Consider the following 14,946-nt stretch of genomic DNA (forward strand, 5'->3'; position numbering starts at 1 on the left):
ATATGCCGCTGGCGCGGACGGCCGCGTCCGGCAAGGGGAAAGATCATTGCCACGTCGGCGGGATAGACCTTCTGCTTGAACGGGATACCGACGGCCCAGGTAAGGCCGCGCTCGGTGAGCGCCTGCCGGAAGGGGGCGCTCAAGCCATATCCGGCATCGGCGAGCACGCAGCCAAAGCGTAGGCCGGCTGCGCGAGCCCGGTCGATCTCGGCCAGCGCGATTTCGGGCTTGGTCCTGTAGGCACGATGGTCCGCGGGCACACCGGCACGGTCGAGCCGGGCGGGATCGGAAGTCCAGCTCTCGGGCAGAAACAGCCGCAGCCCCACCATGACCGGCACTTCGCCAGAGGCCAGCGTCAGCGACACCAGCGTCTGGCAGTTGGCGTTCTTGCCAAGCGCCGAGGCATATTGCGGCGCGACGCCGACCGAGTGGCGCCCCTTCTTGGGGAGCGCGGTGTCGTCCACGATCAGCCACGCATCGTTCCCGCCAACTTGTCTGTCGGCCTCCGCAAGTAGCACCTTCTCCAGCGGCGCAGCATCCCACACGCCGCTCGAGATGAAGTGGTGCAGCTGGTCATAATTGACGCCTGCGTCGCGCGCCGCCATCGGTTGGATGCTCTTGCGATCCCCAAGGCCAATCAGCCCAGCAATATAGGCCGGACACATCCGCGCACGCGTCTTGTGCCTCAACGCCGAGACGAACGGCTCAAGCCACTGCTCCAGATCGACTTGCCAATCCCTGTTCATGGCCGGCCCCTCCAACAGCCGACCTCTCATGAATCACGCAAAACCGCTCTTGGGAATCCTCAAAACGCTCCCAGAACTAAAAATCTGCCAAAGTAGTGCTAGGCTGCGGATTCATAAAGTGAGGCGACAATCTGATGGCCGCCAAGGCCATGCTCGACAGACAGAAGGCGCCGCTGGTACTTTCATCGGCAATGTCGCAATTGAGCGCCAGCTCGGCGCATCTCATGGCGACTCTCCCACCACGCCCGGTACAACTTGTTGGGTCAGTGACTTGAGGAGAGTTTCCATGCGTGGTCATTGCTTATGTGGCGCTATTGCTTTCGAAGTCGATGGCCCGGCGCAAGCATGCGTGGCCTGTCATTGTGAAAGTTGTCGGCGGCAATGTTCCGCGCCGATGACCACCTACATTGGCGTCTTGGACGGCCACTGGCGATGGCTGGGCAAGCCACCGAAAATATTCAATTCCTCTCCCGGTGTGGAAAGAACATTTTGCGATAACTGCGGAACGCCGCTGTCCTTCCGCTCGACGAACATGTCTGGTGTCATGCATTTTTTTGCCGCGGCGATGGAGGAGCCAGAAAAATTCGCACCCACGCTGCATGTCGCTTTTGAGGAGAAGCTCCCTTGGTTGAAACTCGCCGACGGCCTGCCGACACGCGTTGGGCCTGACTATACGAAGAACTAGTCGGGGGTCGGCATCATCACTATGCAGTCGCACGCCGCGGCAAATCCCGCCTGGCGAATTTCTTCGCGCCGAACACGCATGTCACCACGCCGAGCGTGACGACGATCATCATCGGGCTGACCTGCTCGTGCAGCAGCGTCGCCGCCAGTGCGAGCCCGAAAAACGGCTGCAGGAGCTGCAGCTGCCCCACCGCTGCAATGCCGCCTTGGGACAAGCCGCGATACCAGAAGACGAAGCCGATCAGCATGCTGAACAGCGAGACATAGCCAAGACCGATCCAGGCATTGGAGCCGACACTGGCGAAGGATGGCGGCAGGGTCGCAAACGTCAGCACAAGCATCACCGGCAGAGACAGCACCAGCGCCCAGCAGATCACTTGCCAGCCGCCGAGCTTGCGCGACAATGCCGCACCCTCGGCGTAGCCAAGGCCGCAGGCGATGATGGCCGCAAGCATCAGCCCATCGCCGACCGGCGAAGCCGTAACGCCTTGCGCAAGCGCGAAACCCGCCACCAGCGCGCTGCCGAGGCATGAGAACAGCCAGAAGGCCGGCCGGGGCCGTTCACCGCCGCGCAGCACACCGAAGATCGCGGTCGCCAGCGGCAGCAGGCCGACAAAGATGATGGAGTGGGCCGAGGTGACATGCTTCAGCGCCAATGCCGTCAGCAAGGGAAAGCCGACCACCACGCCAAGAGCAACAATGACAAGCGACAGCAAGTCATGACGCGAAGGGCGTTTCTCGCGGAATGCAAGTAGCAGCGCGACGCCAAGCAGACCAGCTATGACCGCGCGGGCCGATGTCAGGAATATCGGATCGAGATCCATCACCGCCACACGCGTAGCCGGCAACGAACCGCTGAAGATCAGCACGCCGATAAATCCGTTCACCCAGCCGCTCGCCGTCTTGTTCATCGCAGGCTCCATTGCTTTCGCCCTCTATCGTGCGGACGCCCATGGTGCGGCCAGAGACAATAGGGTACAATTCGATGAAACTGTAATGGCGGATCGAGCAGTACGGATGACAGACCTTGCTTTGGAATCCGACGGCGCACGCACCCTTGTGGAGAGCGTCATGGCGACCATCCGTCAGCGGATCGCCGCGCGCAGCCTGACACCGGGAACCCGATTGCCGTCGATCCGTGCCTTCGCGAAGTCCATGCGGGTGTCCAAATCCACCGTCGTCGAAGCCTATGAGCGGCTCGCCGCCGAAGGCGCGATTCGCTCACGGCCGGGTTCCGGATTTTATGCCGCCGGCTCTCTGGCGCCGCTGTCTTTGGCCGAGATCGGCCCCCGGTTAGATCGTGCCGTCGATCCGCTCTGGGTTTCGCGCCAGTCGCTGGAGGCAGGCGAGGAGGTCCTGAAACCCGGCTGCGGTTGGCTGCCGGCTTCATGGATGCCACAGGCAGGGCTGCGCCGGGCATTGCGCACGGTCGCGCGTGCCGACGATGTCGCGCTTGCCGATTACGGCACGCCGCTCGGGCTGCCGCCGTTGCGACAACTGCTGGCGCGGCGCATGGCCGGGCACGGCATCGAAGCTTCGCCCGAACAGATCATGCTGACGGAATCGGGCACCCAGGCGATCGACCTGCTCTGCCGGTTCCTGATCGAGCCCGGCGACACGGTGCTGGTCGACGATCCCTGCTATTTCAATTTCCACGCTTTGCTGCGCGCCCATCGCGCCAAGGTCGTCAGCGTTCCCTATACGCCGTCGGGGCCGGACATAGAGTTGTTCGCCCAGGCGCTCGCCGAACATCGGCCGCGCCTCTACATCACCAACTCCGCCATCCACAATCCCACGGGCGCGATCCTGTCTCCGGTGACGGCCCATCGTTTGCTCAAGCTGGCCGACCAGTCGGATCTGACGATCGTCGAGGACGACATCTTCGCCGATTTCGAGCACACCCCTGCCCCCAGGTTGGCGGCGTTCGATGGCCTCAGCCGCGTCGTCCAGATCGGCAGTTTCTCCAAGACGCTATCGGCATCGGTCCGCTGCGGTTTCATCGCCGCGCCCCGCGACTGGATCGAGCGCCTGACCGACTTCAAGATCGCCACGACATTCGGCGGCGGACGGCTGGCGGCCGAACTGGTGCTGACGTTGCTGAAGGACGGCAGCTACCGCAAGCACATGGATTTGCTGCGCGCCCGCCTTGCACGCGCCATGGTAGAGACCAGCGCCCGGCTGAAAGCGATCGGCATCACGCCCTGGATCGAGCAGCCGGCCGGGCTGTTCCTGTGGTGCGGCCTGCCGGACGGGGTGGACGCGGCCGAAATCGCCCGCCGCGCGCTGGCCGACAACATCGTGCTGGCACCCGGCAATGCGTTCAGCCTGTCGCAGTCCGCCAGCCGCTTCCTGCGCTTCAACGTCGCCCAGTGCGCGGACGAGCGAATTTTCAAGGTGCTCGAAACAGCGATGGTTCGCTGATTTGGCACGAAATCGTCAGTGCTTCGCACAGACCTCGCGCACGCACTCACGCAACCAGCGTTGCGCCGGGTCGGCATCGAGGCGCGGATGCCAGAGCATCGAAATGGTAACGTCCAGGGTGGCGACCGGCAGGGGAAAACTGTGCATGCCGGCGCGCGCTCCCGCCGTATGCCGCTCGGGCACGCTGGCGATCAGGTCCGAGGCCCGCGCCATGGCAAGTGCCGCCGAAAAACCCGAGACCATGCACACCACCGTCCGCCGCAAGCCAATCGTGCCCAAGGCCTCGTCGATCGGCCCTTTCTCGCGGCCGCGCCGCGAAACGCTGATGTGCCGGCCGGCCGCATAGCGCTCGGGCGTCACCTTGCCCTCGCTCAGGGGGTGGCCTGATCGAACAGCGCCGATGAAGCGATCGCGAAGCAGCGCCTGGATGCGCAACTCGGGTCCGGTCTCGCCGGCAACGCCGATTTCAAGGTCAATCGCCGCCTCACGCAGTGACATCGCATCCTTGTCGGACTTCGGCGAGAAACGCAGCCGCACCCCCGGCGCATCGGCCTCGATACGGGCGACGAGGCGGGGCGCGAACTCCTCGACGAAGCTTTCGTTGGTACGCAACGTGAAGACCCGATCCAGGCTCCGGGGATCAAGCAACTCGGTAGGGCGCAGGAGCACCTCCGCGTCTTGGACGACACGGCCGACCTGTCGCCGCAATTCCTCCGCGCGCGGCGTCGCCACCAGGCCGCGCCCGGCACGCACCAGCAGAGGATCGCCCGTTGCCTCGCGCAGCCGCGCCAGCGTCCGGCTCATCGCCGAAGGGCTGAGGCGCAGACGGCGCGCCGCGCGCGCCACGCTGCCCTCGGCCAGCAGGACATCGAGGGCAAACAGCAGATTGAGATCGGGTGATGTCATCGATCGATCATAGCATGATATGGCGTTTGACGCACGGATAAGATGCAAATGCTGCGCCTTCCGCCGCATCAACCACAAGACTAGATCTCCGACAGCTCCGCTTCGAGAGCAGACAGAAAGGAGATCGCCTTGGCAGTCGCTGAGCAAAATCGGGAACTGATATCGACGCCGCGACTGGTCCGGTCCGCCGGCCTGGCGCTGGCGAGCCTGTCGCTTGCGACCCTGCTATCGTCGTTGGGAACCAGCATCGCCAGCGTCGGGCTGCCCTCGCTCATGCAGGCTTTCGATGCATCGTTCCAGTCCGTGCAATGGGTGGTTCTCGCTTATCTGCTCGCCATCACGACGCTGATCGTCGGTGCCGGGCGGCTGGCCGACATGTTCGGGCGCCGGCCGTTGCTGCTTGGCGGCATCGCACTGTTCACGCTGGCATCGGTGCTCTGCGGCCTGGCACCGACGCTCTGGCTGCTGATCGCGGCACGCACCATGCAGGGGCTGGGCGCCGCGCTGATGATGGCGCTGACGCTGGCCTTCGTCGCGGAAACCGTGAGCAAGGAGCGAACCGGCAGCGCCATGGGCCTGCTCGGCGCCATGTCGGCGATCGGCACGACGCTCGGGCCCTCGCTTGGTGGCCTTTTGATCGCCGGCCTCGGCTGGCGGGCGATCTTTCTTGTCAATGTCCCGCTGGGCCTTGTGACCTTCGCTCTCGCCTGGCGTGCCTTGCCGGCGCGTGGCGGAACAATGGAGGCCGGTCGAGGCACGTTTGACGTCACGGGCACAGCTCTGCTGGCCCTTACCTTGGGCGCCTATGCCCTGGCATTGACGCTTGGCAAAGGTAATTTCGGCTTGCTCAATTTGGGCTTGCTGGTCGCGGCCGGTATCGGCGTCATCATGTTCGCCACCACGCAGGCGAAGGCGACGGCGCCCCTTGTCAAACCCGCCAGCTTCCGCGACCCGCAACTGAGCGCCGGCCTGGCCATGAGCTTGATCGTCGCCACGGTGATGATGGCAACCCTGGTGGTTGCTCCTTTCTACCTGTCGCGCGGGCTCGGATTGGATGCCGCGATGGTCGGAATGGCGCTTTCGACCGGACCACTTGTCTCGACCCTGTCGGCACTGTTGGCCGGCCGCCTCACCGATCGCTTCGGCGCCCACGCGATGATGGTCGCCGGCCTGGCCTGCCTCGCCACGGGGACGGTCCTCCTGTCGCTTGCCCTGACCAAGGTCGGCATTGCCAGCTATGTCGTTCCAATCACCGTCACCTGCTTCGGCTACGCCCTGTTCCAGACCTCCAACAACGCAGCGGTCATGGGCGGTGTAAGCGCAAACGAACGTGGCGTCGTTTCCGGTCTGCTCAACCTGTCGCGCAATCTCGGTCTCATCACCGGCGCATCGCTGATGGGCGCCATCTTCGCGATTGCATCAAGTGGCGCACAGCAAGGGATTGGGCAGCAGCTCTTGAGTTCCGCGGCGGCGGCCAGAGGCATGCAGGTCACCTTCCAGACGGCAACGGCCCTGGCGCTGGTTGCGCTGCTGCTCGCGCTGTTCTCACTGCGCTTTGCCGGCCGTACACGGCCCGGGGTTGCGTGACCTGTTGACGCCACCGGCGGCGGGCAGCCCAAAGGACCGCCGTTCAGGCCCCTGCCCGTTTGCGGCGTTCGTAAAGCATGACCAGCGTTTCAGCCATCAGCGCCGGCTTTTCCTCACCTTCGATCTCGACGGTGTTGGCAGCCTTCATCAGGTACTGGCCCGGGCCTTTGTCTTCCATGGAAAGCAAGGTCGTGCGCAGGCGAATGCGTGCGCCGACCCTGACGGGAGCCAGGAAACGCACCTTGTCGAAACCGTAATTGAAGGCGGCCTGTGTATTCTCGGGCACGATCCCCATGTCGAGGGCCAGCGCGCCGATGATCGACAACGTCAGATAGCCATGCGCGATCGTGGTGCGGAACGGGCTTTGCCGCCGCGCCCGTTCAGGATCGACATGAATCCATTGATGGTCGCCGGTGCAGTCAGCGAACTGGTTGATACGGTTCTGGTCGACCGTGGTCCATTCCGAGACGCCGAGCTCCTGTCCGGACATCGTTCTCAACTGCTCGTAGGTAGGCGGCGTTTTAGGCCGTACTTCCGTCATTCCTGCTTTCCCGATCGCTTCCAAGCTTCCGGACCACGAACCGGCGGCCTCTGTCAATTCGTACTGCGCAAATCCGTTCCGGCGGATTCGAGCTCATTCGTGCCATGCCTTGCCATGCGATGGCAGGCCGAATTCGGATTTTCCGAGCTTCCAGGTTACCAGGAGTTCATGCCGTGGCGCTAATGCAACTATGTGCAAGGTTGCGGAATCGCGAACCGCCTTGCCCGGCCGCGGGCGGAACGACAATCGATGAGAATCTACTTCTGCCCGTAACCGGCGCGGACCTCCTCCATCGCCTCCTTGATGCGCGCCCGCAGGATGTCGATCGATTCGGTGCCTGATTTTCTGGCCAGTTCAGCCACTTCACCCGTGTTCTTGAGCGCGGCCTCGAAGGATTTTCTGGCAAACTCCGTCTGTTTGGCCATTAGCTCCTGCGGATTGCCCGGTGCGCGGTAGCTCTGCGCCATGTCGGCGACCTCGCGCAGCGTGTCCTGCAGCATTTCGCGCTGCTTCGACAACACCGAGGATGCCCCGGCCGCACTGGTCCGTGCCGCCTTCTCCAGCGCTTCGAGATTCTTGCGATGATGGGCAAGGATCGCCTCGACATCGACGTTGGGCACCTTCAGGTCGCGGCCGAACCTGCCGAACATCTCCATGAAGGAATCGGATTCCGGTTGCCTGGCCATGATTGTCTTCTCCCCTGTCGCCGCGGGTGCGGACGCCCTCGACGGGAGAATAGCACTCGAACGCCGTGTGTCCATTTCGAACGCACGCCTGGCGGTCGACACGGATCAATTGACCGGGAGCAGCAACTCGATCGTATAGAGCACGATGCCAGCCAGCCCGCCGATGATCATGCCGTTGAAGCGGATATATTGCAGGTCCCTGCCGATGTTCATCTCGATCAGGCGTGTCAGTTGCGCCAGATCCCAGCGCTTGACCTGGTCGGCGATGAATTTCGATACGCCGCTCTTCTGGTTCTCGACGAAAGAGGCCAGCGCCACCACGAATCCTCCATTCATGTCGGCCCGGATCTGCGCATCGCCGGCAAGATGGCGGCCGACCTCGACGAACATGTTGGCGAGATGTTCTCGTATCAGCGAATTCGGCGCCTTGGCGTCCTGCTCGATGAACAGGCTGAGGCTCTCCCACATGTCGCCGGCCAGCGCCTTGACTTCGGGTCTGGCGAGGAAATCGCGCTTCATTTTCTCCGCTCGCCTGGCATATTGCTTGGACGTGCGCAGCCGCTCGACGAAACCTTGCGCGAAACGGTCGAATTCGGCGCGCATCGGGTGGTCGGGATCGGCACGCACCTCATCCAGCAACGAGCCCGCCGAGGCGACGATCTTCTTCAGGAGATAGGCATCGGCGCGGAACAGGTTGAACAGCGACGGCAGTTCCTCGCGGATCTTGTCGCGCATCGGCGCCAGCGCCTGTTCGTCATTGAGGAACCGGCCGATGACCTTGATGAATTCGTCGAACAGCTTCTGGTGGCGGCGATCGTCGGTGAGCGCCGACAAGAGTTCGGCGGCCAGCGGCGCCAGCGGCACCTTTTCGATCTGCTCGAGCATACGGCTGGTGACGAAACCGCGCAGACCGGATTGCTCGACGGCGGCAAGCGTCTGCGGCACCAGCCGCACGACGAAGCGCGACAGGTCGGCGGCGCGCTCGGCATCGGCCAGCCAGTCGGCCACGAGCGCCGAAAAATCGACCTCGGCGAGTTTATCACGCACCGGCTCCGGCGCCAGGAAATTGACCTCGATGAAACGGCCGAGATTGTCGGCGATGCGGTCCTGGTTTTCCGGAATGATGGCGGTGTGGGGGATGGGCAGCCCGAGCGGCCGTTTGAACAGCGCCACCACCGCGTACCAGTCGGCAAGGCCGCCGATAGTTGCCGCCTCGGCGAAGGCGGCGACGAAGCCGAGCCACGGATAGCTGCTCTGGAAGGACTTGGCCAAGGCAAAGACCAGCACGCAGAGTGCCAGTGCGGCGGTGGCGACGAACTTTGTCCGCCGTAGCGCGGAAAGCTTGGCGCCCGCGTCGGCATCGAACCGCACTGGCGCCAGGGACTGGTCCGATTGAGCCATGGATGGGCCGCTCCTCGTCGATCTCAAGCCTATCTAGTGCTGCGGCCGCCGGAATGCCCGTGGCGGCCGGTTTGTCCCGGCTTTTGCCCGGCGATGCACATAAAGTTGACGAATTTATTCATCTATGATGCCCGGCCAGTCTGGAATTATTCCAAGGTATAGGCCATATTCGGACGGGGCCAGTGTGGCGACTCCGAGGATCCGGATGAAGCCGCGCCAGCAAAGTTCTAGACTCTGGCATGGTTGCACCCGCGCCAGCGCTTCGTGAGGATGAAATGCGGCTTACCCGCCAAACCAACTATGCCATGCGCATCCTGATGTATTGCGCCGCCAACAATGAACGGTTGAGCCGCATCCCGGAGATCGCGGCCGCCTATTCGGTGTCCGAACTGTTTCTGTTCAAAATTCTGCAGCCCTTGGTCGAGAACGGCCTGGTCGAGACCGTGCGCGGCCGGAACGGCGGGGTGCGGCTCGGCCGTGCCGCCGAATCGATAAGCCTCTTCGACGTAGTGCGCGTGACCGAGGAAAGCTTTGCCATGGCGGAGTGCTTCGAGAACGATGCCGCCGAATGCCCGCTGGTCGACAGCTGCGCATTGAACTCGGCTTTGCGCGAAGCGCTCAACGCCTTCTTCGCCGTGCTTACCCGCTACACGATCGCCGACCTGGTGGCGGCACGGCCGAATGTGCGCAACCTGCTCGGCATCGACATGTTGACGGAGCGCCGCGCGCCGGCGGCTTGATCCCTGTCGCGTCGTGCGAGGTCGGCTCGGATTCAGGTCGGGTCGAGTCGAAAAAAGTGGCTTCTGAGAACCGGAACGGAGCGTACGTTTGGGTACGCGAGTACTGGAAGCGCAAAAAACCACCATTTGCAGGCCGGCATCACCTGAACATCAGCTGACCAATGATTGCGGAAGCACGTCGCCAGCCGGTAGCACGCCGACCTTGAGCCGGCAGTCGAACACCTTCTCGATCAGGTCGTCGCTCAGCACGTCCCGCGGCGAGCCGGTCGCGGCCAGCCGGCCGCGATGCATCACGAAGATGCGGTCGGCGTACATGGCCGTCAGATTGAGGTCGTGCAGGATCGCGACCACGCCCCCGCCCCTCCTGGCGAAATCGCTGGCGATGTTCATGATGATAAGCTGGTGCTTGATATCGAGGCTGGAAACCGGCTCATCGAGGAAAAGATAGCGGGTCCTGCCGTCGAGCACCGGCGCCCAGACCTGGCACAGCACGCGCGCAAGCTGGACGCGCTGCTGCTCACCACCCGAAAGCTCCTGGTAGAAACGCCCGGCAAAGCCGTCGAGATCGACCCGCGCCAGCGCGCGCTCCGGCAGGCGTTCGTCCTCGCCGGGCAGCACGCCCGAGCGGCCGCCGAGGAGGCCAAGCCTGACGATCTCGCGCACGGTGAAGGGAAAGGACAAGGTCGTTGCCTGAGGCAGCACCGCTCGCACGGTCGCGGCCTCGACCGGCGTCATCGCCGACAGATCGCAACCGTTGATGACGATCCGTCCGGTATGGGCGAGATCCCCCGACATCGCCTTGAGAAAGGTCGTCTTGGCCGATCCGTGGGGCCGACGATGGCCGAGATTTCACCCGGCCTGACTTTGAAATCGACGTTGGCGACAATGCGCTTCTTGCCGATCGCCACAGAAACATCGCGCGCTTCGATCATGAAACACTCCTACAGGGTCCCAAATCTCACAGGTCGATCAGGCCGCGTTTGCGCAGCAGGATCCACAGGAAGAACGGCGCGCCTGCTATCGCGGTGACGATGCCGATCGGCAATTCGGCCGGCGCCACGATGGTGCGCGCGACGGCATCGGCGAGCAGTAGCAGCGAAGCGCCGAGCAGCGCCGAGGCCGGCAGCAGATAGCGATTGTCGGGACCGATCAGCAGGCGCAGCAGATGCGGCACCACGATGCCGACGAAACCGATGCCGCCGCTGACGGCGACGGACGCGCCGACCGCCGCCGAGACACCGATGATGGCCGTGTATTTCAGCCGCTGCACCGGAATGCCGAGATGGCCGGCGGTGGCCTCGCCGAGCGCCAGCGCGTTCAGGCCGCGGGCCAGGAATGGCATCGCCGCAAGTGCCAGAACGATGATCGGCCCGACGGAGGCGATCTTGGCCCATGTCGCACCACCGAGCGATCCCAGTGACCAGAAGGTGAGGTCGCGCAACTGGCGATCGTCGGCCATGAATATCAGGATCCCGGTCAGTGCCATGGCAAGTGCCGCCAGGGCTATACCCGCGAGCAGCATGGTGGCGACCGAGGTTTGCCCGCTGCCGGCGGGCGAGCAGACCGATCAATCGAAGAAGACTGACCAGGAAGAAGCAGCTCCCGCAGGCGCGACGCCGCTCGACAAGATCCTGGTGCTCAGCCGCACCGGCGAAACGACAATCGAATCGCTGGCTTCGGCCAGCCATGTCGACCGGGAGCAGCTCGACCGCCGCATGGCGACGACGCCGAACGAGATGCTTTTCGGTGTGCCCGGTGTCGTCGGGCAGGCAGACGCCAGGCGTGTCAGCACCAGCATCAACATACGAGGCCTGCAGGATTTCGGCCGCGTCGCCGTCATCGTCGACGGCGCGCGCCAGGATTTCCAGCGTTCCGACCACGGCACCCAGTCGACCTTCTACATCGATCCCGAACTGGTCAAATCCGTCGACGTGATCCGTGGTCCGGTCGCCAACACCTATGGCTCGGGTGCCATCGGCGGCGTCGTCTTCTTCGACACCAAGGATGCGGTGGATTTCCTCAAGCCTGACGAGACGTGGGCCGGCTCCGTCACCGGACGCTACGAGAGCAATGGCAAGGGCTGGACATCAAGCGCATCCGGCGCTTATCGCATCAATGAGAACTGGGACGTGTTGGGCAACATCGTCTACCGCGACTACGACAACTACAAGGACGGCGACGGCGACACCGTCAACGGCACTGGTTTCGACGTGCTGAGCGGCCTGCTCAAGACCACCATCCGGCCAACCGAGAACAGTGAGCTCAAGCTCGGCTGGGTCGGATCGAGCGACGGCTGGGACGAGACCAGCGGCGGCGTGCCTGTGAATGATGTCGACCTGAAGTCGAACACCTTCACGGCCCGCTACAACATCACGGACGAAGACAAGAGCTGGCTCGATCTCCACATCAACACCTCCTACAACAAGACCAATCTCGACCTGACCAGTCTCGTGCCGCAGAACCGCTTCGATCCGGTGACCGGGCTTCCCGTGGTGCTGCCGGCAGGATCACAGTCGACATTCGATGTCGGCACGACCGGAATCGATATCTGGAACACGTCAAGGTTCGAAACGAGCGCCATCGCGCATGAACTGACCTATGGCGGCGACTGGGTCGGCGACAACGTCAAGACGAGCGGCGCCGCAGGCGGCGACAGTTTCTACACCCCTTCGGGCAAGCGGAATGTGTCGGGCGCCTACGTCCAGGACAAACTCACCTGGGATTGGCTCGAGGTCATCGCCGGCTTGCGTTACGACAGCTACAGCCTGAAGGATGACACGCACGATATTTCCGGCGACAGGCTATCGCCGCGCGTCACGGTCGGTGTCTCGCCGTTCGAGAGCGCCGGGCTTGCCGGCCTGCAATTCTATGGCACCTATGCGGAAGGCTACCGCTCGCCGTCGATCACGGAGACGCTAATCAGCGGCAACCATCCGGCTGGCCTCAGCTTCCCGTTCCTACCCAATCCAAATCTGCGACCTGAAACCGGCAAGACGACGGAGTTCGGCGTCAATTACAAGCAGAACGACATCATCGAGGCTGGCGACGCGCTTCGTCTCAAGGCCGCCTACTTCAACAACGATGTCGACGATTATATCGAAGGTGTGACGCTGTCACCGTTCGCCCCAGGCAGCGGCTGCCCCTTCGGTCCCGGCATCCCGATCTGCTTCCAGTATCAGAATTTCGCCAAGGCCCAGATCAACGGCTTCGAGCTGGAAGGCGTTTACGAGGCGGGATGGGGCTATGCCGGCCTCTCGGCTTCGATCACGGACGGCCACACCGTTTCCTATAAGGGTGTGGAAGCCGACCTCGCCACCATTCCCTCCTCCCAGGTCACCGCTCAACTCGGCTTGCGCTTCCTCGAGGACAAGCTGACCGTCGGTGGCGAGGTGCAGTACAACGGCAAGCCGAAGGGCAATGCGGTGGCCACCGACTATACGCTGGTCAACGCCTTCGCCAGCTATCAGGCGACCGACGATCTGAAAGTCGATTTCCGTGCCGACAATCTGTTCGACGTCAAATACGCCAACCCGCTGAATGGCAGCACGACCGTCGCTGTCTACGAACCCGGCATCACGCTGAAGCTGGCGGCAACCATGCGATTTGGAGGCTGAGCATGACGGACTTGACGACATCCCTTCGTCTGCTGACCTCGACGCTGGCGATGTCGCTTGCGACGGTTCCGGCGTGGGCTGAACAGTCCGCGCCGGTCCTGACCTAAGGTGGGACTGGAATCCCGCCTTGGCACGACATATCGTGGCCCGGCCTCTGGCCGGCCTTCTGCCGTTCGAGCCAGTCTATCTTGATTTGACAATGTTGCCTGGGCCGCTGCATTTTCCGCCGCGCGACATGCAGAAAACCAGTCTCCTCCCCGATGCCGGCGGCGAGTTGGCCATCGTGCCGGCTGAGCCGCTTGCCCAGACGCGACCGCCTGCCGGCAACGGCAAATGGCCGGCTGCGATCGTCGTCTCCTGCCTGCTCCATGCAGGCGTGGCTGCGGCTTTTCTGATCTCGCCGGCCCGAGCTTTCGATTCCAGGGAGTCGGAGCAGTCGGAAGGCGGCGATCACACAGGCGACAAGGTGGCAGGGAGTGTCCTGGACAAGGATCCCACGGCGATAAATGTCAGGCTGGTGCCGAACCAGCCGCCGGTCAAACCACATCAGGCTGAGGCGGCGAGGCCGACGCCGCCGACAGAATCTTCGCGGCCCGTGCGGGAAGCCGCGACACAGGATAGCGAGCCTGTCCGTGAGGCCGTAAAGCAAGCGTCGGAGCCCTCGCGGGAACCCGCCAAACAGCCAGTGGTCACGCCCGACATATTGGTGGCGGCAACCGCGCGCCCGGACAAGCAGAGCGTGGCCGCCAGCAGCGAAACGCCGGTGCAGCCGAACGCCCGGGCCGAACCGGTCGAAATGCCTGTCGCCGTCCCGGACCAGCCGCCGATCCCCTATGCAAGGCCAACTCCGGCAACCGTCCCTGCGACAGCCGAAAGGAGCGGCACGGCCGATGGCCAGGATCGGCCGGCGCAAGCGGCCAGCAAGGGCAAAAGGCAGAAAGAGGCCGGCAGCGCCGCGGAAGACAGCTACCGCGGCGACGTCTTTCGAAAGCTTGGCAGCGTCAATCGTACTCTCCCGCCATCGCTGCAACTGGCTGCGCGTAACAATGCGGTTGTCGCATTCGTCATAGGCCGGAAGGGCAACATGGATCAGTTGCGCATTCTGGAAAGCTCAGGATCGGCGACTTTCGATGAGGCCGCGCTTGGCATCGTGCGCAAGGCCGCTCCCTTCCCTCCAATTCCGCCACAGGCCGGGACTCCGAGTTTGGAGTTCGAGGTCGGGATCGGCCCGTTTTGAACAGGCCAAGAACAACGTTGCGGCGCCAACCATCAACATCCGCATGAAAGGAACCCCATGTACATCGCCATGAACCGTTTCAAGGTGCAGACCGGCTCCGAGGCCGACTTCGAAGCCGTTTGGAAGAACCGGGATTCCAGCCTTGCCGAGATGAAAGGCTTTCGGGAATTCCATCTGCTGCGCGGCCCGGTCAACGAGGCCGAAGGCTACACGCTTTTCGCCTCGCACACGGTGTGGGCGAGCCACGGCGACTTCGTCGCCTGGACCAAATCGGAGAACTTCCGCGCCGCCCACCGCAATGTCGGGACGACGAAGGTCCATTATCTCGGCCACCCTCAGTTCGAGGGCTTTTCCGTCGTCGAGGGCGCGTAAGCACCGACCAG

At 63.5% G+C, this 14,946-nt stretch carries 12 protein-coding genes and 3 pseudogenes; 7 read left to right on the forward strand and 8 right to left on the reverse strand.

The genetic code is table 11. From position 1 onward, the window contains the following. Nucleotides 1–780: pseudogene (locus LB536_RS18295) on the reverse strand (IS701 family transposase); the annotation flags it as partial. 252 nt (nt 781–1,032) lie between these two features. Here LB536_RS18295 and LB536_RS18300 point away from each other — a divergent pair. Next, complete coding sequence (locus LB536_RS18300) at nt 1,033–1,431, forward strand: GFA family protein (RefSeq protein WP_140813144.1); 399 nt, start codon at nt 1,033–1,035, stop codon at nt 1,429–1,431. Nucleotides 1,432–1,450: 19 nt separating this feature from the next. Here the strand turns inward: LB536_RS18300 and LB536_RS18305 are convergent, their stop codons facing one another. Beyond that, the gene (locus LB536_RS18305; protein ID WP_224595218.1) at nt 1,451–2,341 is read right to left on the reverse strand and encodes a DMT family transporter; all 891 of its coding nucleotides are present in this window, start codon (nt 2,339–2,341) and stop codon (nt 1,451–1,453) included. Between the two features lie 106 nt (nt 2,342–2,447). Between LB536_RS18305 and LB536_RS18310 the strand changes: the two genes are divergently transcribed. Continuing rightward, nucleotides 2,448–3,851: a PLP-dependent aminotransferase family protein gene (locus LB536_RS18310; protein ID WP_224595220.1), complete on the forward strand. Its 1,404-nt coding sequence runs from the start codon at nt 2,448–2,450 to the stop codon at nt 3,849–3,851. 15 nt (nt 3,852–3,866) lie between these two features. Here the strand turns inward: LB536_RS18310 and LB536_RS18315 are convergent, their stop codons facing one another. Beyond that, on the reverse strand, nt 3,867–4,757 hold the full coding sequence (locus tag LB536_RS18315) for a LysR family transcriptional regulator (RefSeq protein WP_224595222.1): 891 nt from the start codon (nt 4,755–4,757) through the stop codon (nt 3,867–3,869). Between the two features lie 129 nt (nt 4,758–4,886). Between LB536_RS18315 and LB536_RS18320 the strand changes: the two genes are divergently transcribed. Continuing rightward, nucleotides 4,887–6,344 carry an MFS transporter gene (locus LB536_RS18320; RefSeq protein WP_224595224.1) on the forward strand — a complete coding sequence of 486 codons (1,458 nt, stop codon included), beginning with the start codon at nt 4,887–4,889 and terminating at the stop codon, nt 6,342–6,344. A 43-nt stretch (nt 6,345–6,387) separates the two neighbouring features. Here LB536_RS18320 and LB536_RS18325 read toward each other — a convergent pair whose 3' ends face one another. The 3 genes from LB536_RS18325 to LB536_RS18335 form a co-directional block, all read right to left on the reverse strand. Beyond that, complete coding sequence (locus LB536_RS18325; RefSeq protein ID WP_224595226.1) at nt 6,388–6,885, reverse strand: MaoC family dehydratase; 498 nt, start codon at nt 6,883–6,885, stop codon at nt 6,388–6,390. Between the two features lie 257 nt (nt 6,886–7,142). After that, a complete protein-coding gene (locus LB536_RS18330) occupies nt 7,143–7,571 on the reverse strand; it encodes a phasin family protein (protein WP_224595228.1) in 429 nt (142 codons plus the stop codon). Nucleotides 7,572–7,676: 105 nt separating this feature from the next. Then, the gene (locus tag LB536_RS18335; protein ID WP_224595230.1) at nt 7,677–8,972 is read right to left on the reverse strand and encodes a DUF445 domain-containing protein; all 1,296 of its coding nucleotides are present in this window, start codon (nt 8,970–8,972) and stop codon (nt 7,677–7,679) included. Between the two features lie 275 nt (nt 8,973–9,247). Between LB536_RS18335 and rirA the strand changes: the two genes are divergently transcribed. Continuing rightward, nucleotides 9,248–9,712, forward strand: a complete 465-nt coding sequence (rirA, locus tag LB536_RS18340) for an iron-responsive transcriptional regulator RirA (RefSeq protein WP_224595232.1) — start codon at nt 9,248–9,250, stop codon at nt 9,710–9,712. A gap of 150 nt (nt 9,713–9,862) precedes the next feature. Here rirA and LB536_RS18345 read toward each other — a convergent pair. Further along, nucleotides 9,863–10,644 (reverse strand): annotated as a pseudogene (locus LB536_RS18345) (heme ABC transporter ATP-binding protein). Between the two features lie 26 nt (nt 10,645–10,670). Continuing rightward, nucleotides 10,671–11,255 (reverse strand): annotated as a pseudogene (locus LB536_RS18350) (FecCD family ABC transporter permease); the annotation flags it as partial. Here LB536_RS18350 and LB536_RS18355 point away from each other — a divergent pair. The 3 genes from LB536_RS18355 (at nt 11,233) to LB536_RS18365 (ending at nt 14,935) form a co-directional block, all read left to right on the forward strand. After that, entirely contained in the window at nt 11,233–13,326 is a 2,094-nt protein-coding gene (locus LB536_RS18355) for a TonB-dependent hemoglobin/transferrin/lactoferrin family receptor (protein ID WP_224595424.1), read from the forward strand. The pseudogene LB536_RS18350 and the gene LB536_RS18355 overlap by 23 nt on opposite strands. A gap of 127 nt (nt 13,327–13,453) precedes the next feature. After that, complete coding sequence (locus LB536_RS18360) at nt 13,454–14,563, forward strand: TonB family protein (RefSeq protein ID WP_318013471.1); 1,110 nt, start codon at nt 13,454–13,456, stop codon at nt 14,561–14,563. A 57-nt stretch (nt 14,564–14,620) separates the two neighbouring features. Continuing rightward, nucleotides 14,621–14,935, forward strand: a complete 315-nt coding sequence (locus tag LB536_RS18365; protein ID WP_140758295.1) for an antibiotic biosynthesis monooxygenase family protein — start codon at nt 14,621–14,623, stop codon at nt 14,933–14,935. Nucleotides 14,936–14,946: the final 11 nt, after the last annotated feature.

Origin of the sequence: Mesorhizobium sp. ES1-3, from assembly GCF_020164795.1 — a bacterium.
Lineage (GTDB): Bacteria > Pseudomonadota > Alphaproteobacteria > Rhizobiales > Rhizobiaceae > Mesorhizobium.

Coding starts and splice junctions, on each gene's coding strand:
- rirA (WP_224595232.1), top strand. CDS start 9,248: ATGCGGCTTACCCGCCAAACCAACTATGCCATGCGCATCCTGATGTAT.
- LB536_RS18310 (WP_224595220.1), top strand. CDS start 2,448: ATGACAGACCTTGCTTTGGAATCCGACGGCGCACGCACCCTTGTGGAG.
- LB536_RS18330 (WP_224595228.1), bottom strand. CDS start 7,571: ATGGCCAGGCAACCGGAATCCGATTCCTTCATGGAGATGTTCGGCAGG.
- LB536_RS18335 (WP_224595230.1), bottom strand. CDS start 8,972: ATGGCTCAATCGGACCAGTCCCTGGCGCCAGTGCGGTTCGATGCCGAC.
- LB536_RS18325 (WP_224595226.1), bottom strand. CDS start 6,885: ATGACGGAAGTACGGCCTAAAACGCCGCCTACCTACGAGCAGTTGAGA.
- LB536_RS18300 (WP_140813144.1), top strand. CDS start 1,033: ATGCGTGGTCATTGCTTATGTGGCGCTATTGCTTTCGAAGTCGATGGC.
- LB536_RS18315 (WP_224595222.1), bottom strand. CDS start 4,757: ATGACATCACCCGATCTCAATCTGCTGTTTGCCCTCGATGTCCTGCTG.
- LB536_RS18365 (WP_140758295.1), top strand. CDS start 14,621: ATGTACATCGCCATGAACCGTTTCAAGGTGCAGACCGGCTCCGAGGCC.
- LB536_RS18355 (WP_224595424.1), top strand. CDS start 11,233: ATGGTGGCGACCGAGGTTTGCCCGCTGCCGGCGGGCGAGCAGACCGAT.
- LB536_RS18305 (WP_224595218.1), bottom strand. CDS start 2,341: ATGAACAAGACGGCGAGCGGCTGGGTGAACGGATTTATCGGCGTGCTG.